Source organism: Nonomuraea sp. NPDC048826, assembly GCF_043198225.1.
In the GTDB taxonomy this organism is placed as follows: Bacteria; Actinomycetota; Actinomycetes; order Streptosporangiales; family Streptosporangiaceae; genus Nonomuraea.
In genome coordinates this window covers 168,476-187,009 of the sequence record NZ_JBICUQ010000003.1, presented here as the reverse complement: position 1 = coordinate 187,009, position 18,534 = coordinate 168,476, and the positions used below count along the sequence as shown (strand labels likewise).

Below are 18,534 nucleotides of genomic sequence, written 5' to 3'. Positions count from 1 at the left end.
AAGGTACGTCGGATACTGCCGCGAAAGCACTCGGACGCGCCGTGTCACCGACGGATCGTGTCGAAAGACTCCCGCATCGCGGACACCTCGGACACCAATTCCTTGATCGTCTCCTGCAGTCCCCCATCGCCGTCGCAGACCGGGACGAGGCCGTCGAGCCGCGCCTCCACCGCGCCCAGCCGCTCGGCGAACCGGGCCAGGGCCATGGCGTTGCCCGAGGCGTCCGCCACCATCCGGCCCAGCAGCTCGGTCCGCTCGCGCAGCACGGCGTTCTTGCGGAAGAGCTCGATGAAGACCGCCACCTTGGACCTGAGCACCCACGGGTCGAACGGCTTGGTGAGATAGTCGACCGCGCCGACCGCGTAGCCGCGGAAGGCCGCCCCCGCGCCCGGCTCGCCCGCGGTGAGGAAGATGATCGGCACGTCGCGGGTCTGGTCGAGCCGTTTGATGTGACCGGCGGTCTCGAAGCCGTCCATGCCCGGCATCAGCACGTCGAGCAGCACCACGGCGAAGTCGTGGCGGAGCATGAGCTTCATCGCCTCCTGCCCGGACCTGGCGTGGTAGAGACGCTGCTGGAGCGGCCGGAGCACCGCCTCCAGCGCCATCAGGCTCTCGTCCGTGTCATCGACCAGCAGGATCTTGACCTGGCGGTTCATCCGACGCCCTCCCTCTCACCGGCGAGCCACCCCCGCATCACGTCGAGCAGGTGATCGAGGTCGACGGGCTTGGCCACATAGCCCGACGCTCCGCAGGCCAGCGCCTTCTCACGGTCGCCCGGCATGGCTCCGGCCGTCAGCGCGATGATCGGCAGATCGGCGAACCGCGTCATCTCCCGTACGGTGCGGAGCGCCTCGTAGCCATCCATCTCCGGCATCATCACGTCCATGAGCACGAGCGCGATCGCGTCGTCGCGCTCCAGCGCCTCCAGGCCCTCCCGGCCGTCCTCCGCGTACACGACCTCGGCGCCCAGCCGGCCGAGCGCGTGGGTGAGCGCGTAGACGTTGCGGATGTCGTCGTCGACGATCAGGATCCGCCTGCCCGCCAGGGCCGCGCCGACCGGGCCCGCGCGCAGCTCGGCGAGTCGCGCCGCTGGATGGCCCGGCAGGTCGGCGTCGCCCCGCGACCACCGCGCCGGCTGCCGGGCGGGCACGCGCACCGGCTCGGGCCGCGCCTCCGGCCCGATCTCGGGCGCGGCCGGGGCGGCGCACCGGGCGGGCACGCGCAGCGTGAACGTGCTGCCGGCGCCGGGCTCGCTGGTGACGTGGATCTCGCCGCCCAGCAGTCTCGCGAGCTCGCTGCTGATCGACAGGCCGAGCCCGGTGCCGCCGTACGCGCGACCGGTGGCGACGTCGGCCTGCTGGAAGGGCTCGAAGATGACCGGCAGCCGGTCGGCGGCGACGCCGATGCCGGTGTCGCTGACGGCGAAGACGACGGTGTCGGCGGCCGGGCCCGCCGCGCTCACGGTCAGCGTCACCTCGCCGGCCGAGGTGAACTTCACCGCGTTGGACAGCAGGTTGCGCAGGATCTGCTGCAGCCGTCCCTCGTCGTGGAAGAGCAGGCGCGGCACGCCGCGCGCGACGTCGATCTCGAAGGTGAGCCCGCGGTCGGCGGTGAGCGGGCGGAAGACGGCGTCCAGGTGGTCGAGGAGCCTGCTCAGCGGCAGGGTGTGCGGGCGCACGTCCATCCGGCCCGCCTCGATCTTGGACAGGTCGAGGATGTCGCTGATGAGCCGGAGCAGGTCGGCCCCCGCGTTGTGGATGCCGGCGGCGAACTCCACCTCCTGCCCCGACAGGTTGCCCTCGGGGTTGTCGGCCAGCAGCCGGGCCAGGATGAGCAGGCTGTTGAGCGGGGTGCGGAGCTCGTGGGACATGGTGGCGAGGAACCGGGTCTTGCAGCGGGCGGAGGCGGCCACCGCGTGCGCCTGCTCTTCCAGGGCGGCGTTGCGCCCGCGCAGCTCGTCCTGCCGCCGCAGCGACTCCGCCAGCAGCGCCTCGGCGCGGGCGCGGCCGGCGATCGCGCCCGCGGTCACGCCGACGACGGCCGCCAGCCGGTCGAGCGCGGCGTCGTCCAACCTGTCGTCGAGCCCGTCGTCCAACCCGTCGTCGAGCCCGGTCGGCGCGGACAGCTCCAGCACGCCCAGCACCGCGTCGCCGTCCGAAACCGGCAGCGCGATTCGGCCGGGCGCCGACACCCGGCCGCGCTCCCGCGCCGCCCGCCGGGCCAGCGCGGTGGTCTCGCCGGTGACGGGGACCAGACCGCCACCGGCCCCGACCAGGGAGAATGCTCCGGTGAGCGGGGTCTGCGCGCGCATCAGGAGGTCGACGGCCTCGGCCAGATCACGGTGTGCGGGCAGGGGCCCGGCCGCCGATCCCTGAGCCGGTGCGGGGTCCATCCTGGCGACCATCCGGGGCCTTCTTCGGAAGTGGAGGGATCTGAGGCTCCCAGTCTGCCACTCTGAGAGTGACCGAACTGCCACATCGAGTGATGTTCTAGGACGCACAGTGGAGACGACCCGGGTGTCGAGCACCGCCTTCGACGGCACTCCCCATGCCCCAGCGGCGGCGCGGCGCTTCGTCCGCCAGGTTCTCGGCGAGTGGCGCCTGAGCCACCTGGCCGAGGACGCCGTGCTGCTGACCAGCGAACTCGTCACGAACGCGGTGGTGCACGCCGGCACCGGCATCGAGCTGACCTGCCGCCTGGACGCCGAGGCGGTGCCGCCCAAGTTCGAGATCGAGGTCGACGACCAGCATCCGGGCCGGGCCGTCCTGGGCGAGCCCGTCCCCGCCGACCCGATGTCCACCTCCGGGCGCGGCCTGGCGCTGGCCGGCATGCTGGCCGACGCCTGGGGCGTCACGTACACCAGGACCGCGAAGCGGGTCTGGGTGCGGATGGAGTTCGCCGACGCCCAGGAGCAGCCCTCGCCTCCGGTGCCCGCGCCGCGCGAGCCGGTCGACGCGCTGCGGGTCGCGGTGCTGGTCGCCGACGCGGGCGGGCGGGTGATCTCGTGGAACGCCGACGCCGAGGCGCTGCTCGGCTGGACGCCGGGCCAGGCCGTGGGCCGGCCGCTGGACGACCTGGTCGACTGGCACGGGCACGGCCCGGACGCGCTGGCCCTGTCGGACACGCTCGCGCTGGGCCGCTGGCGCGGGGAGTCGCGGATGCGCCACCGCGACGGCCGGCTGGTCCCTGTCTACGTCTCCCACCTGCGCACCGGCGGGCGGCCCGAGCACCGGCGGGCGATCTGGATGGTGGTGGGCGGCGACGACGGGTTCGTGCTGGCCTCGCCGCCGGCGCCGGCCCGGCGGGAGGCGGGCCGGCGCATCAAGGACCTGCTCGACCAGGACCGGCCGCTCGCCGAGCTGCTCGACACGATCGCGCGCATCGTCCAGTTGTCGAGCGCCGGCGACGCCGCGTACGTGCTGCTGCGCGCCGACTCCGGCAACCGGTTCGGGGTGGCGGCGGGCGCGGGCGCGACGGCGGGGCTGGTGGGCGTGGTGGCGGCGGGCGCCTTCACCCCCGACCGGCGCACTCCCGCGGTGGTGGACGACCTGCTCGCCGCCGACGTCGAGCTGGCCCAGCAGCTCCGGGCCAGGTCGCTGGCGTGCGCGCCGCTGGTGGTGGCGGGCGAGGTGATCGGCTATCTGGCGGTGACCGCCGCCGAGCCCGGCCGGTTCGACCACGACCTGACCGCGAGCCTGCGGCACATCGCCGACCAGGTGGCGGGCACCGTGCAGCGGGAGCGGCTGGCCGAGCAGGAGCGGGCGCACCGGGGCCGGCTGTCGTTCCTCGCCGAGGCAGGCGAGCTGCTCGCGGGCGTGCACGACGAGGAGCTGATCGCGGCGCTGACCGCCCAGCTCGTGGTCCCCAAGATCGCCACCTGGGCCGCCGTCTACCTGACCGACCTGGCGGGCATGACGCGGCTGGCGCACGTGTGGCACAGCGAGGAGCGGCACAACGCCGAGCTGCGCATGTCGCTGCCCGCCATCCCGCGCTCCCCGCTCAGCGAGGTCACCTGGCCGGTCAGCCGCGAGAGCGTGCTGTCGTTCCCGCTGCTGACCCACGGCAGGTCGTACGGCGCGCTGGTGATCGGCCGCGCCGAGCCGACGCTGCCGCTGGAGCTGGCCGACCTGCTCGCCGACCTGTGCCGCCTGGTGGCGCTCAACCTGCACACCGCCATGCTCTACGCCCGCCAGGCCACCACGTCGAAGGTGCTGCAGCGCAGCCTGCTGCCGGTGCGGATGGCGCCCATGCCGGGCCTGGAGTCCGCGGTGGTGTACGAGCCGGCGGAGGAGGGCGCGCAGGTCGGCGGCGACTTCTACGACCTGTTCACCGTGGCCGACCACTGGTGCTTCGCGCTGGGCGACGTCTGCGGCAGCGGGCCGGAGGCGGCGGCCGTCACCGGGCTGGCCCGGCACGCCGTGCGTTTGCTGGCCAAGGAGCACTACACCGTGGGCGACATCCTCGACCGGCTCAACCAGACGTTGCTGGAGGAGGACGAGGACGGCCGGTTCCTGAGCCTGCTGTGCGGGGAGCTGACGCCGCTGCCGCAGGGCGGGGCGCTGTGCACGATCGCCTCGGCCGGGCACGTGCCGCCGCTGCTGCTGCGCGCCGACGGCAAGGTGGAGCCGGTGGCCACGCCGCAGCTGCTGCTCGGCATCGAGACGGACGCGCGGTTCTCGGTGGAGTCGTTCGAGCTGGCGCCCGAGGAGGTGCTGCTGTGCGTCACCGACGGGGTGACCGAGCGGCGCAACGGCGACCGGTTGCTGGACGACGACGACGGGCTGGCCCGGCTGCTGTCGGAGTGCGCCGGGCTGAGCGCCAACGCCGTCGCCGAACGGGTGCGGCAGGCGGTCGAATCCTTCGCCGACTCCCCGTCGCGGGACGACGTGGCGCTGCTGGTGCTCCGGGCGATGCCGGTCCGGCGCTGATCAGCCGGGGAAGCGGTAGGTCGTCGTCGAGGCGCGGACCTCGCCGGGGCGCAGCACGGTCGAGGGGAACGCCGGCTGGTTGGGCGAGTCGGGGTAGTGCTGCGTCTCCAGGCACAGGCCGGCGTACGGGCCGTACGGGGTGGCGTCGCCGTCGAGCATGCTGCCGGTGTAGAACTGGACGCCGGGTTCGGTGGTGGTGACCTCCATGGTGCGGCCGCTGACCGGCTCGGTCACGCTCATGTCGCCGTCGAGCACGTAGCAGTGGTCGTAGGCGCCGTCGAACCGCTCGCCGACCGCGTGCGGGGTGGTGAAGTCGAACACGGTGCCCTTGACCGGGGCCGGCTCGCCGGTGGGGATCTTGTGCTCGTCGACCGGCAGGTAGTGGGCCGCGTCGATGCGGACCACGTGGCCGAGCACGTCGCCGCCGCCGGCCAGGTTGAAGTAGGAGTGGTTGGTCAGGTTGACCACGGTGGGCGCGTCGGTCTCGGTGGTGTAGTCGATGCGCAGCGCGTCGCCGTCGAGCGTGTAGGTGACCGTGGCGGTCAGCGTGCCGGGGTAGCCCTGGTCGCCGTCGGGGCTGGTGAGCGCGAGGGTGATGGCCGAGCCGGTGACGTCGCGTACCGTCCAGACCTTGCTGTCGAAGCCCTCGACGCCGCCGTGCAGGCTGTTGGGGCCGTTGTTGACCGGCAGGTGGTGCTCGACGCCGTCGAGGGTGAAGCGGCCACCCGCGATGCGGTTGCCGTAGCGGCCGACCACGGCGCCGAAGTAGCGGCTGCGGGTCTGGTAGTCCTCCAGGGTCGGCAGGCCGAGCACCACGTTGACGCCGTCGACCTCAAGCGTTTGCAGGATGGCGCCGTACGAGAGCACTGCCGCGCGCAGGCGCCCCGAGGACAGTTCGTGGCGCTCGACGCGTTCCCCCGAGGGCAGCGTTCCGAAGATCATGAGTGTGCCTCTCCCGTTGATTCGCGGACGATCAGGCTGGTCTCCAGCACGGTGACGCCGCTGGTGGCCTCGGAGTCGACCGAGCCGAGGAGCAGGTCGACGGCGATGCGGCCGGCGGCGGCGGTCGGCATGGCGATGGTGGTCAGCTTGGGGCGGCTCAGCCGGCCGGGCACGATGTCGTCGACGCCGATCACGCTGATCTGCCCCGGCACGTCGACGCCCCGCTCGGTCAGCCCCTCGATCAGGCCGATCGCGACCAGATCGTTGTAGGCCAGCACCCCCGTGGCTCCGGAGGCGATGACGTCGGTGACGGCGGCCAGGCCGCCGAGCTCGGTGGGCGGGTTGGGGCCGAGGAAGGTGACGTCGGCCTCGCCCATGGCGGCGGCGGCCGCCTGCATCTCCTTGCTGGTCCACGACCCGCTGGGCCCGGTCACCAGGGCGAGCCTGCGGTGGCCGAGCGCGGTGAGGTGCTCGACGGCCAGCCTGACCCCGCGCCCGACGTCCATGAGCACCGTCGGCATGCCTTTGACCCTGCGGTTGACCACGACGAACGGCACTTCCTCGCGCAGCCGCTCGATCGTCTTGTTCGTCAGCCGGGGGCTGCACAGCAGCACGCCGTCGACCTGCTTGGTGAGGGTCTGGATCAGCTCCTCCTCGACCTGCGGGTCCTCGTCGGTGTCGGCCACGAACACGTGGTAGTCGCGGAGCCTGGCCTGCGCCTGGGCCGCTTTGATGAGCGGCGGGAAGAACGGGTTGGCGATGTCGGCCACGATCAGGCCGAGGTTGTGGGTGCGTCCCGTGGTCAGCGCGCGGGCGGCCCGGTTGGGCCGGTAGCCGAGGTCCTCGGCGACGGCCAGCACGCGGGTGCGCGTCACCGGGTTGACCAGGTGGGGCGCGGAGAATGCGCGCGACACCGTGGAGACATGCACGCCTGACGCCTCCGCCACGTCACGAATCGTCACCGCCACGCTGGGCCTCCGAGCATGCACTGTACATTAATGCAAGCGCTTGTATCCGTGTCAACGGATCCCCGTCGCGGGGCACATGCGCCGAAAGCTCACCCTACCGCCCACGGGGCCAGCGTCGATACCGCAGGCGGAGATGGGGCGGCTTGACGTTCTCCCGACGGCACCTCAATACTTTTTGCAACCGGTTGCGGTAGACGATCCCTGCGGAAGGGTGAACGAGCGATGACACGAACATTGGTGACAGGCAGCGCCGGAAGGCTCGGGCGAAGCCTGGTCACCTCGCTGGCGCAGGCAGGTCATGAAGTGATCGGCGTCGACGTCACCGCAGGCACCCCGGACGACGCGGCGGCCACCCTCCCGGCCGACCTCACCGACCTGGGCGAGGCGTACGACGTGATGACGCGTTTCCGCCCCGACGTGGTGGTCCACCTCGCGGCGATCGCGACCCCGTTCAGCCGCACCGAGGGGGTGATCTTCCGCACCAACACGCAGCTGGCGTTCAACGTGTGCGAGGCCGCGAGCAACTCCGGCGTGGGCCGGGTGGTGGTGGCCAGCAGCCCGACGGTGATCGGGTACGGGTCGCCGTCCGGCTGGTTGCCGAGCTACCTGCCGATCGACGAGGAGCACCCGACGGCCCCGTGGAACGCCTACAGCCTGTCCAAGGTGGTGGCCGAGCAGACCATGGCGGCGTTCGCGCGCAGCTCCGAGACGCGGTTCGCGGCGGTGCGGCCGTGCTTCGTGGTGGCGCCCGAGGAGTGGGCCGGAGCGCCCACGCAGTCGGGCCACACCATCCTCGAACGCCTGGACCGGCCCGAGATCGCCGGCGTCTCCCTGTTCAACTACATCGACGCCAGGGACGCCTCCGACATGATCGGCACCCTCGTCGAGCGGCTGCCCGGCCTGCCCAGCGGCGAGATCTTCTTCGCCGGCGCCGCCGACGCGCTGGCCCGCCGCCCGCTCGCGGAACTGCTTCCCGCCGTCATGCCCGGCACGGGCGGGCAGGCCCACGTGCTCACCGACAGTCTTCCCGCCTTCACCTCGGCCAAGGCCGCCCGCCTGCTCGGCTGGACCGCCAAGCGCAGCTGGCGTACCGAACTGGAGATCTGATGAACCTCACCGGAGTCCTCTTCTTCCCCATCACCCCCTTCACCGCCGCCGGAGACCTGGCCGAGGAGGTGCTGGCCGAGCACATCGGGCGAGGGCTGGACCACGGCCCCGGCGGGGTGTTCGCGGCCTGCGGCACGGGCGAGTTCCCCGCCCTGTCGGAGGCCGAGCACGCCGCCGTCGTCCGGGTCGCGGTGCGGACGGCGCGCGGCCGGGCGCCGGTGTTCGCCGGCGCGGGCGGGCCGCTCGGCGCCGCGCTGGCGCAGGCCGGGGCCGCGCGTGAGGCGGGCGCCGACGGGCTGCTGCTGATGCCGCCCTACCTGGCCAAGGGCACGTCCGAGGGGTTCGTCGCGTACGTGCGGGCGATCGCGGAGATCCTGCCGGTCATCATCTACCAGCGCGACTCGGTGGTGCTCACCCCCGAGCAGGTGGTCGAGCTGGCCCGGGTGCCGGGCGTGGTCGGGCTGAAGGACGGCCTCGGCGACATCGACCTCATCCAGCGCTCGGTGCTGGCCGTGCGCAGGGAGGTGGGCGACAGTTTCACGTTCTTCAACGGCCTGCCGACGGCCGAGCTGACCATGGGGGCCTACCGGGGGATCGGCGTCGAGCTGTACTCCTCGGCGGTCTTCGCCTTCGCGCCCGAGATCGCGACCGCGTACCTGAAGGGCGACCACCGGCTGCTCACCGAGTTCTACGAGCCGCTCGTCCGGCTGCGCTCGAAGGTGCCCGGGTACGCGGTCGCGCTGGTCAAGGCCGGGGTGCGGCTGGGCGGGCTGGACGTGGGCCCGGTCCGGCCGCCGCTGGTCGACGCCGCGCCGGAGGACGTGGCCGAGCTGGAGTCGCTGATCAAGCACGGGCGCTCGCTGATCGGCACGCCATGATCCGCGACCTCACGGTCACCCCGCGCTCGGTCGCGCTGCGCCGCCCGTGGGGGCCCGACGTGCCCGCCAACCACGTCCTGGTCGTCGAGGTCACGCTCGCCGACGGGCGGGTGGGCACCGGGTTCTCCTGGACGCCTCAGATCGGCGCGCACGCGGTGCGCGCGCTGCTGGAGCACGACGTCCGCGACGCGCTGATCGGCCTGGACCCGCACCCGGAGGTGGTGTGGGACCGGCTCTGGCGGCACCTGCGCGAGGCCGGGCCCGGCGGGATCACCACGATCGCGCTGGCCGGGGTCGACCTGGCGCTGTGGGACCTGCGCTGCGGCGACCGCGGACTGGTCGACGTGCTGGGCCGGCGCAGGGACTCCGTCCCGGTGTACGGGAGCGGGGTGAATCTGCACTACCCGCTGGACGAGCTGGTGGCGCAGGCCGGCCGGTGGAAGGCCGCCGGCCTGCCCGCCGTCAAGATCAAGGTGGGCCGGCCCGACCTGCGCGAGGACGTGGCCCGGGTGGCCGCCGTCCGCGAGGTGATCGGTCCCGACACGCTCCTGATGGTGGACGCCAACCAGCGCTGGGACCTGCACCGGGCCCGGCGCGCCGTCGACGCGCTCGCCCCGTACGGGCTGCACTGGCTGGAGGAGCCGGTGCCGGCCGACGACGTGGTGGCGCACGTGGAGCTGCGCCGGTCGGTGGACGTGCCGATCGCGGTCGGCGAGAACGTCTACACCGTCTACGGCTTCCGTGACCTGCTGACCGCCGGGGCCTGCGACGTGGTGCAGCCGAACGTGGTCCGGGTCGGCGGCATCACCCCGTTCCTGCGCATCGCGGAGCTGGCCCGCGCCTTCGACGTGCCGGTCTACCCGCACCTGCTGCCGGACCTGTCGGGGCAGCTCGCGCTGACGCTGCCGCTGCCGTCCATGGCCGAGGACGTCGAGGACGCCTCGTTCGCCGCCCTGGGGCTGCTCGCGGAGCCGTACCCTGTCCGGATGGACGGCGCGGAGCTGCGCGCCGGCGAGCACCGGGGCCTCGGCCTCCGCTGGAGGTGACATGCGTGTCGTGCTGGCCGGAGCCCAGGGCTTCGGCTCCCACTACCTCGACCGGCTGCGCCGGCTCACCGGGCAGGTCGAGCTGGCCGGGGTCTGCGACGTGCGGCCGGTCCCGCCGGAGAGCCTGGCGGGCCTCGGCTCGCCGGAGATCTCCGATGACCTGCCCGGCCTGATCGAGCGGACCGGCGCCGAGATCGCGATTTTGGCCACGCCCATCCCGACCCACGCCGACCTGGCCCTGGCCGCGCTGGAGGCGGGGGCGCACGTGCTGGTGGAGAAGCCGACGGCGGCCACGCTTGCGGACTTCGACCGGATGGAGCGGGCCGCCGCCAAGGCCGGGCTGGCCTGCCAGGTCGGCTTCCAGAGCCTCGGCTCGGCGGCGCTGCCCGCGGTGCGCGAGCTGATCGCGAGCGGCGCGATCGGCCGGGTCACCGGCATCGGCGTGGGCGGCTCGTGGCCGCGCCCGGCCGCCTACTTCACCCGCAGCCCATGGGCGGGCAAGCGGGTGCTCGACGGGGTGGACGTGGTCGACGGCGCGCTGACCAACCCCTTCGCGCACGCGCTGGCCACCGCGCTGGCCGTGGCCGGGGCCGACGAGCGCGGCGCGGTCGCCTCGGTGGAGACCGAGCTGTTCCACGCCAACGCGATCGAGTCCGACGACACCTCCGCCGTCAGGGTCACGCTCGCCGGGGGCGTCCCGCTGGTGGCCGCGGTCACGCTCTGCGCGGCCGAGCGCGACGAGCCGTACGTGCTCGTGCACGGCGAGCGGGGGCGCGTCCGGTTCGTCTACACGATGGACGAGGTCCAGGTCGACGACGGGCCGGTGCGTCGCTACGGCCGCACCGACCTGCTGCTCAACCTGGTCGAGCACGTACGGTCCGGCGTGCCGCTGCTGGTGCCGATCCACCGCACGGGGGGGTTCATGGAGGTGATGGAGGCGATCAGGGTCGCGCCCGACCCGCTGCCGATCGCCGACGACCACCAGGACCTGTCCGGCGAGGGCCGGGTGCTGCCGGGCATCGCGTCCGTGGTGGACCGGTGCGCGTCGGAGCTGGCGCTCTTCTCCGAGCTGGGGCACGGCTGGGCGACGCCGCTCGTGGTGTCGGGTTCGCCCGTCGCCGAGTACGTGACCCGCCCCGACCTGCCGCTGACCGCCGCGCCCCGCCCCTACCTGCACCCGGTGCGCACGCTCGGCGGCGCCGTGGTGACCGAGGTCCGGCCCGACGACCATCCGCACCACCTCGGGGCCGGGGTCGCGGTGACGGACCTCGGCGGGCGCAACTTCTGGGGCGGGCGCACGTACGTCCGCGACCGGGGCCCGACCTGGCTGGACGACCACGGCGTCCAGCGGCACCTGGCCTTCACCGAGCGCGCCGCCTCGGGGTTCACCGAGACGCTGCAGTGGCTGCGGCCGGGGGAAGATCCCCTGGTGCGCGAGGAGCGGACGGTGCGGGCCCGGCCGGCGGCCCGCGGGTGGGTCCTGGAGTTCGGCTTCACCCTGCACAACCTGACCGGGGCGCCGCTGACGGTGCGCAGCTCGGCCACGAAGGGGCGGGCGGGCGCCGGTTACGGCGGGTTCTTCTGGCGCGCCCCGGCGGGGGCGCCAGGGCTGCGGGTGTTCACCGCGGCGGCCGAGGGCGAGGAGCGGGTGCACGGCTCGCGGGCGCCGTGGCTGGCGCTGTCGTCGGAGGCGTGGACGCTGCTGTTCGCGCAGGACAGCGACCCGTGGTTCGTCCGGGTGGCCGAGTATCCGGGCGTCGGCACCGCGCTGGCGTGGGACACGCCGCTGTCGTTCGGCGACCGGCTCGACCGGAGGGTGTCGGTCGTGGTGGTCGACGGGCGCCTGTCCCGCGAGGAGGCGGCCGAGTTGGCCGCGGGTCGCTGAAGGGCGGGGGCCGCTGAAGCCCGGCGGTGCCGCGCCGGGCTTCAGCGGGTCTCCGCACGCAGGTGCGCGGCCAGCCAGCCGAAGGCCCGCTCCTGCATCGGCACGTCGAAGACGTGCCCGGCGTCGAAGAACACCCCCTCGTAGCCGCCGCCGGGGTAGCGCCGGGCGATGGCCTCGTGCGCCCGGCGCATCCCCCGGCCGGGGAACAGCTCGTCCGCGCTCGCGTACTGCACCAGCAGCGGCCGCGGCGCACCGGCGGCGACCAGCGCGGGCCAGTCGCACACCCGCGACAGGCCCGGCGGGAAGAGCAGCCAGGTGTGCGCGGCGACGTACCCGTCGAGCAGGTCGCCGTAGGACGACGTCATCGCGGCGACCGCGACCGCCGCGACGCCGGGGTCGAAGGCCCCCAGCAGCGCCGCCCGCAGCCCGCCGCCCGACAGGCCGAGGCAGCCGACCGGCCCGACGCCGGGCAGGGCGCGCAGGCAGGCCGCCGCGGCCAGGTCCTCCCCCGCCACGACGCCCGCGAACGAGGTGCCCAGCAGCCTGCAGTACTTCTCCAGCACGTGCTCGTGGTGACCGGCGGCCACGTCGTAGCGGTCGGCCTCCGACAGGTCCGGGTCCGTGGCCAGATCCGTCACCCGTTCCGGCATGTCCTCCAGCGGGAAGCGGCGGCTCCCCCAGCCGGTCACGTCGTGCGCCAGCACCGCGAAGCCGCGCCGGGCCAGCTCGGAGGCGAAGGCGCGGCCGCCGTACAACCGGCCGCGCAGCCGCCGCACCTCCGGGGAGGGCGGCCCGGGACCGTCGGCGATCTTCTCCTTGCCGGCCCACTTCATGCCCGCGTGGCAGTGCAGGGCCACCACGCCGGGGAGCGTCCCCCGATGGCCCCGCGGCCTGAGCAGGTAGGCACGGGTACGCGGGCCGAAGCCGACGTCCCAGGACAGCTCCTCTCCGTCCAGCCCGTCCGCCGTCCAGGCGCGCTCCACCCGGACGTCGGCGGCCGTCAGGTCGAGCGTCCCGATGGCCTCACGCGCGCGGGCGCGCAGCTCCGGCCCGGCCGGCGCGTCCGGGAACAGCTCCCACTGCCTCCCGGCCACACCGGCCAGCCCCGCGAACTCCCCCAGGTGCCGCGTCACGTCTCGGCGAGGCGGGTGCCCTCGTCCACGAGGCGGACAGGCAGCCCGGTGTCGGCGGAACGGTTGGCCGCGACGCCGACCAGCACGCTGCGGATGCCGTCGCGGTAACCCGCGGGGCGGGCGAGCGGGTCCTCGCCGGGGCCGCGGAAGACGTCGTCCAGCAGCAGCCGGTCACCGCCGCCGTGCCCGCCTCCGTGCCCGCCGCCGTGCCCGCCGCCGCCCTGCTCGATCGGCACCTGTTCCGGCTCCTGCCAGTGACGGTGCAGGACGAGCCGCTCCCAGGAGCCCGTGGCGTGCTCCTTGCTCGCCGCGCTCGGGTCGACGGCGGCGTGCGGCGGGGTCCAGGCCCGCTCGCACACCTCCAGCTCGATCCGGCCCTCGGTGCCGTTGAACGCCACCCGGTACCCCTCGAACGGCGCGTGCGCGGTCAGCGAGTAGGTGAGCATCGCCCGGTTCGCGTAGCGGACGAGCACCGCCATGGTGTCGTCGATCGTCACCCCGGGCGCGAACACGTCCTGGTCGCGGATGTAGCCGTCCTCGTGCTCGGCGTCCAGGTAGAGCCGCTTGAGCCGCTCGTCCTTGGAGATGTCGAGGATGTACGGATCGCTGCCCAGCCCCGGAGCCCCCTGGCCGCGCTCCGGTCGTGGCCCGCGCGGCCGGGCCTGGCCGTAGAAGCGCAGGTCGGTCTGGGCGAAGACGAGCTCGGGCGCCGCGCCCAGCCACCAGTTGACCAGGTCGAAGTGGTGGGTGGACTTGTGCACGAGCAGGCCGCCGGAGTTGGCCCGCTCGCGGTGCCAGCGGCGGAAGTAGTCGGCGCCGTGGATGGTGTCGAGCGCCCACTCGAAGTGCACGGAGGTGATCTCGCCGACGGCGCCCTCGCTGATCAGCTTCTTCACCGCCGAGTTGCGCGGCGAGTAGCGGTAGTTGAAGGTGACGACCAGCTTGCCGGGATTGCGCTCGGCCGCCTCGGCGATGGCGGCGCAGCTCTCGGCGTCGACGGTGAGCGGCTTCTCCACGACGACGTCGAGCCCGGCGTCGAGTGCGGCGACGACGTAGCGGGCGTGGGTGGCGTCGACCGTGCACACGACCACGGCGTCGGCCAGCTCCAGCATCTTGCCGTACTCCTCCGGCGCGAAGCACGGCACCGGGTGGCCGATCCGTTCGGTGTAGTAGGCCATGCGCGTGGTGTTGACGTCGCACAGGCCGACGATGGTCCCGGTGTCCCGCCAGTCGCCCAGCAGCGCGTCGACGTACATCTGCGCGCGGTGCCCGAGACCGACGAAGGCGTACCTGGTGCTCACGTGCTCTCTCTCCCCGAGTGGCGGTGACGGCCGGGGGCGGGGCGCCCCCGGCCGGGTGCCGGCTGGTCAGCCGGCGATGGCGGCGTTCGCCTCCTGGAGGAACTTCTCCGCGGCGGCGTCCGGGGTCGCCCGGCCGAACACGACCTCCTCGCTGGCGCGCTTGAGGATGTCCTCCATCTCCAGGGCGCCCTTCGGCGGGGCCTCGATCGGGCTCAGCTCGCTCTTGACCTCGTCGATGAACTCCAGGGTCTTCTGGTCGGCGGGCGGCAGCTTCTCCTTGACGGCGGCCAGCACCTTGGCGTTGGTGGGCAGGCCGCGGTCGCTCAGCAGGATGCCGGCCGCGTCGGGGTCGTTGACCAGGAAGTCGATGAACTTGCCGGCCTCGGCCGAGCGCTCGGTCTTGGCGGAGGCGGCGTAGAACATGGCGGGCTGCAGGAACATGCCGCTGGTCGTGGCGCCCTCCACCTTGGGCATCCGCAGCAGGGTCATCTCCTGCTCGGAGGACTTGCTCAGCGCGTTGAGCTGGTTGCTCCACCACATGCCCATCGCGCCCTCGTTGGTGCCGAGGAGCGACTGCTCGGGTCCGGTGGCGCCGATCTCGGCGCTCTTGGCGGCGTCGGGCGAGCCCTTGGTCTCGATGAGCTTCTGGTGGATGCCCCACCAGGACTTCAGCGTGTCGACCGACATGCCGATCTTGGTGCCGTCGTAGAACTTCTCGCCGCGCTGGGCCGCGTAGATCTGCAGCCACGCCGGGTTGAAGTTGTACTCGGCGCCGGTCGTGGCGCCGGTGGCCGAGATCTCCTGGGCCAGCGAGACCCACTGGTCCCAGGTCCAGCCGGTGTCGTCCGGCAGCTCCTTCTTGGCCTTCTCCAGCGCCGCCGGGTTGGCGACCATGGAGAAGGCGTTGACGCCGGTCGGGATGGCGAACTGCTTGCCGTCGATCTGCCCGCTGGACAACACCTGCTGGTCGAGGTCGGCGGTGGGCAGCTTGCCCGCCAGGTCCATCAGCGCGCCGCGGCCGGCGTACTCGCTCAGACCCCGGATCTCGATGCTCAGCACGTCCGGCGCGTCGTTGGCGGCGACCTTGGTGGCGAGCTTCTCGTAGTAGCTGTCCCAGTTGGAGAAGTCGCCCTCGACGTCGATCGCCGGGTTCTTCTCCTCGAACTTCTGGATGGCCTGCTCGGTCAGCTTCTGCCGGGCGTCGCTGCCCCAGTAGGCGAAGGTGATCTTCACCTTGCCGCCGTCGCCGCCGGCATCACCGCCACCGCCGTCGCCGCTGCCGCAGGCGGTCGCGGTCAGCATGGCCGCGGAGAGCGCGGCGGCCACCATCGTCTTACGAGAGCTGAGATTCACAGCTCTACCTCCTCTTGGGGGTTACAGGGGGTGAAGAGGAACTACTTCAGGCCAGTGGTCGCCACGCCGCGGATCAGATACTTCTGCCCCGCCAGGAAGAATCCGAAGATCGGCCCGAGCGACACGATCGACATCGCGAACATCGGGCCCCAGGACGACTCGCCGCTGGAGTCCAGGAACTGCCGGAGCGCGACGGCGACCGTGAGGTTGTCGGAGTTGGTGAGGTACAGGTTCTGGCTGAAGAAGTCGTTCCACGTCCAGATGAAGGTGAAGATGCCGGTCGTCGCCAGCGCGGGCATGCACAGCGGCAGGATGACCTGCAGGAAGATCCGCCAGTAGCCGGCGCCGTCGATCGCGGCCGCCTCGTCCAGCTCCCGCGGCAGCGTCCGGATGAACTGCACCATCAGGAAGATGAAGAACGCGTCCGTGGCCAGGAACTTGGGCACCACCAGCGGCCAGATCGTGTTGATCCAGTCCAGGTTGGCGAAGACGATGTACTGCGGCACGACGGTCACGTGGTACGGCAGCATGATCGTGCCGAGCATGATCGCGAACCACATCTTCTTCAGCGGGAAGTTCAGCCTGGCGAACGCGTAGGCGGCCAGCGAGCAGGCGACCAGGTTGGCCAGCACGGACAGGGCCGTGATGACAGCCGAGTTCCACAGGTAGTAGCCGAAGGTGTGCTTGAGAGCCGTCCAGCCCTCGCCGTAGTTGTCCAGCGTGATCGCGCTCGGCCACAGGCCCGGCTCCCGGAAGATGAGGCCCTCCGGCTTCAGCGAGCTGGAGATCATCCACAGCAGCGGATAGAGCATGACCAGGCCGAAGCCGATCAGCAGCAGGTGCTTGAGCAGGCGGCCGCCCCGTGGCACCGGGCGGAACAGGAGCGGCACCTGCTTACTTCGTGTCGCCATAGAAGACCCAATACTTCGACGCGAGGAAGTTCACACCGGTCAGTCCGGCGATGATGAGCAGAAGGACCCAGGCCATGGCGGCCGCGTAGCCCATCTCGTAACTCTTGAAGCCCTTCAGGTAGAGGTAGAGCGTGTAGAAGAGCGTGGAGTCGACCGGTCCTCCGCTGCCGCCGCTGACGATGAACGACTGCGTGAACGACTGGAAGGACTTGATCACTTCGAGCACCAGGTTGAAGAAGATGATCGGCGTGAGCAGCGGCAGGGTGATCGAGCGGAACTGCCGCAGCTTGCTGGCCCCGTCGACCGCGGCCGCCTCGTAGTAGCTCTGCGGGATCTGCCTGAGCCCCGCCAGGAAGATCACCATGGGCGCGCCGAACGTCCACACGTGCAGCAGGATCAGCGTGCCGAGCGCGGTGTCCGGGTCGGACACCCAGCCGGGCCCCTCGATACCGAAGATCGCGAGCACGGCGTTGACCAGGCCGTCGGTGCCGAAGATCTTCCGCCACAGGATGGCGATGGCCACGCTGCCGCCCAGGAGTGAGGGCAGGTAGTAGATCGAGCGGTAGAACGACAGCCCGCGCAGGCCCCGGTCCAGCGCGAGGGCGAGCGCCAGCGCGAAGGCGAGCTGCAGCGGCACCGACACGACCACGTAGATCGTGGTGACCTTGAGCGACTGGATGAACCGGGTGTCCTCGAAGAACATCTCCTGGTAGTTGTCCCAGCCGACCCACTTGGCCTCCTCCAGGAGGCTGTAGTCGGTGAACGACAGGTACAGCGAGGCCAGGATCGGCCCGACGGTGACCAGGAACAGCCCGATGAACCAGGGCGCGAGGAAGACGTAGGCGGTACGGGCCTCCCGCCGCCGGTGAACGTTCGCATAACGGGTCCGTCGGCGTCGCCCGGGCGGGCGCGCGGCCGCCGGCGGGGCGACGGCGGGGGGTCGCTCCGGGGTGACAGAGATTGATTCGGACATACATCCCTCTTCCAGGCCCAGCCCGGCACGGCGGGATCGGATAGCGCATTCCTATAAGGACACGAAAAGTTTCGTCAACCCTTTGCAGGTGTTACAAAGCCGTTACCGATATATCGATAACCATATTTCTGCAGATCAGAGCTAGTAGAAGCACAGATACGCGTTCGTAACATTTTGGCGCTCAGCCATGCTGACTACAACCGGTTGCACACGAGGGCGACAGAGTCCGAGCATGCCGAAAGCCGCCCTGACCTGATCGGTCGGAGCGGCTATCGAGCAGGAACGGTCACCAGGCCCCGCCGAGCTCCTTCATGGTGAAGATCCCGCCGACCCGGTCGTGCACCGGATCGCTCAGGTCGGGCTCGCCCTGCTCGGCGATGATCTCGGCGGCGTACGACTCGGAACTGTCGCGCGACTCGTACCCGATGGCCTGCGCCTCCTTCAGCGACCACCAGCGGCGGGCGTTGTCGGAGACGCCCCACACGACGTGGAAGCCGGTGGCCGTGAGCGCGGCCTCGACCAGCCGGGCCAGGTCGTCCGGCGAGATCCAGGTGGCCAGGCCGCGGGTGTCGGCGGAGCGCTCGTTGCAGGTGCCGAGCCTGATGGCGGTCACGTGCATGCCGAACCTGTCGTGATAGAGGCTGCCCAGGCCCTCCATGACGAGCTTGCTCACGCCGTAGTACGTGTCGGGGCGCGGGAAGGCGTAGTCGGCGAGCTCCCCGCCGGACGGCGGCCGGGTGTGGAAGCCGGCGGCGTGGTGGCTGCTCATCAGCACCACGTGTCCGACCCCGGCCGCGCGGGCGGCCTCCATCAGCACGTAGGTGCCGTCCATGTTGGCCCGCACGACGTCGGCCCACGGGTGCTCGCGGCTCTGCCCGCCGAGGTGGAGCACCGCGTCCACGTCCCGCATCGCGGCGGCCATGGCCGTTTCGTCGGCGAGGTCGGCCACGGCCAGTTCCTCGCCGGGCCCGGTTTCGAGCGGCGTCAGGTCCGACAGGCGCAGCGTCCGGCCCTCACGGGCGAGGCGGGGACGGAGCAGCGTGCCGACTTTCCCTGCGGCGCCGGTCATGAGTATGCGCATTCCCCCGTTGTACAAGAAGCTGGCCCAG

The 18,534-nt window shown here is 72.1% G+C and carries 15 protein-coding genes; 5 read left to right on the top strand and 10 right to left on the bottom strand.

Features of this window, described 5'->3' with window-relative positions:
• Nucleotides 1-44: 44 nt before the first annotated feature.
• Nucleotides 45-656, bottom strand: coding sequence for a two-component system response regulator (locus tag ACGFI7_RS11440; protein ID WP_393402332.1), 612 nt, complete (start codon nt 654-656; stop codon nt 45-47).
• Nucleotides 653-2,404, bottom strand: a complete 1,752-nt coding sequence (locus ACGFI7_RS11435) for an ATP-binding protein (RefSeq protein ID WP_393402331.1) — start codon at nt 2,402-2,404, stop codon at nt 653-655. The genes ACGFI7_RS11440 and ACGFI7_RS11435 overlap by 4 nt, the downstream gene beginning before the upstream one ends.
• Before the next feature lie 97 nt (nt 2,405-2,501).
• On the opposite strand from ACGFI7_RS11435, the gene ACGFI7_RS11430 reads away from it, so the two are divergent.
• Nucleotides 2,502-4,928, top strand: coding sequence for a SpoIIE family protein phosphatase (locus tag ACGFI7_RS11430; protein WP_393402329.1), 2,427 nt, complete (start codon nt 2,502-2,504; stop codon nt 4,926-4,928).
• On the opposite strand, the gene ACGFI7_RS11425 is transcribed toward ACGFI7_RS11430, so the two are convergent.
• Complete coding sequence (locus ACGFI7_RS11425) at nt 4,929-5,870, bottom strand: aldose epimerase family protein (protein ID WP_393402327.1); 942 nt, start codon at nt 5,868-5,870, stop codon at nt 4,929-4,931. It lies immediately after the preceding gene.
• Nucleotides 5,867-6,838 (bottom strand): LacI family DNA-binding transcriptional regulator, encoded by a 972-nt coding sequence (locus tag ACGFI7_RS11420; protein WP_393402324.1) that lies wholly within the window; start codon nt 6,836-6,838, stop codon nt 5,867-5,869. The genes ACGFI7_RS11425 and ACGFI7_RS11420 overlap by 4 nt, the downstream gene beginning before the upstream one ends.
• 222 nt (nt 6,839-7,060) lie before the next feature.
• Here ACGFI7_RS11420 and ACGFI7_RS11415 point away from each other — a divergent pair, with 222 nt between their 5' ends.
• The 4 genes from ACGFI7_RS11415 to ACGFI7_RS11400 are packed head-to-tail and all read left to right on the top strand — an operon-like array spanning nt 7,061 to nt 11,754.
• The gene (locus tag ACGFI7_RS11415; protein WP_393402322.1) at nt 7,061-7,945 is read left to right on the top strand and encodes an NAD-dependent epimerase/dehydratase family protein; all 885 of its coding nucleotides are present in this window, start codon (nt 7,061-7,063) and stop codon (nt 7,943-7,945) included.
• Nucleotides 7,945-8,823, top strand: coding sequence for a 5-dehydro-4-deoxyglucarate dehydratase (locus ACGFI7_RS11410; protein WP_393402319.1), 879 nt, complete (start codon nt 7,945-7,947; stop codon nt 8,821-8,823). The genes ACGFI7_RS11415 and ACGFI7_RS11410 overlap by 1 nt, the downstream gene beginning before the upstream one ends.
• Entirely contained in the window at nt 8,820-9,869 is a 1,050-nt protein-coding gene (locus ACGFI7_RS11405; protein WP_393402317.1) for a mandelate racemase/muconate lactonizing enzyme family protein, read from the top strand. The genes ACGFI7_RS11410 and ACGFI7_RS11405 overlap by 4 nt, the downstream gene beginning before the upstream one ends.
• Nucleotide 9,870: 1 nt before the next feature.
• The gene (locus ACGFI7_RS11400) at nt 9,871-11,754 is read left to right on the top strand and encodes a DUF6807 family protein (protein ID WP_393402315.1); all 1,884 of its coding nucleotides are present in this window, start codon (nt 9,871-9,873) and stop codon (nt 11,752-11,754) included.
• Nucleotides 11,755-11,795: 41 nt separating this feature from the next.
• Here the strand turns inward: ACGFI7_RS11400 and ACGFI7_RS11395 are convergent, their stop codons facing one another.
• The 6 genes from ACGFI7_RS11395 to ACGFI7_RS11370 all read right to left on the bottom strand — a co-directional run bounded on the left by ACGFI7_RS11395 (nt 11,796) and on the right by ACGFI7_RS11370 (nt 18,506).
• On the bottom strand, nt 11,796-12,887 hold the full coding sequence (locus ACGFI7_RS11395) for a hypothetical protein (protein WP_393402313.1): 1,092 nt from the start codon (nt 12,885-12,887) through the stop codon (nt 11,796-11,798).
• Complete coding sequence (locus tag ACGFI7_RS11390) at nt 12,884-14,188, bottom strand: Gfo/Idh/MocA family protein (protein ID WP_393402310.1); 1,305 nt, start codon at nt 14,186-14,188, stop codon at nt 12,884-12,886. Before ACGFI7_RS11390 ends, ACGFI7_RS11395 begins: the two co-directional genes overlap by 4 nt.
• Nucleotides 14,189-14,254: 66 nt before the next feature.
• On the bottom strand, nt 14,255-15,541 hold the full coding sequence (locus tag ACGFI7_RS11385; protein ID WP_393402307.1) for an ABC transporter substrate-binding protein: 1,287 nt from the start codon (nt 15,539-15,541) through the stop codon (nt 14,255-14,257).
• A 41-nt stretch (nt 15,542-15,582) separates the two neighbouring features.
• The gene (locus tag ACGFI7_RS11380; protein ID WP_393402304.1) at nt 15,583-16,452 is read right to left on the bottom strand and encodes a carbohydrate ABC transporter permease; all 870 of its coding nucleotides are present in this window, start codon (nt 16,450-16,452) and stop codon (nt 15,583-15,585) included.
• Entirely contained in the window at nt 16,436-17,425 is a 990-nt protein-coding gene (locus tag ACGFI7_RS11375) for a carbohydrate ABC transporter permease (protein WP_393402301.1), read from the bottom strand. The genes ACGFI7_RS11380 and ACGFI7_RS11375 overlap by 17 nt, the downstream gene beginning before the upstream one ends.
• A 286-nt stretch (nt 17,426-17,711) precedes the next feature.
• A complete protein-coding gene (locus tag ACGFI7_RS11370) occupies nt 17,712-18,506 on the bottom strand; it encodes an NAD-dependent epimerase/dehydratase family protein (RefSeq protein WP_393402298.1) in 795 nt (264 codons plus the stop codon).
• Nucleotides 18,507-18,534 lie beyond the last annotated feature (28 nt).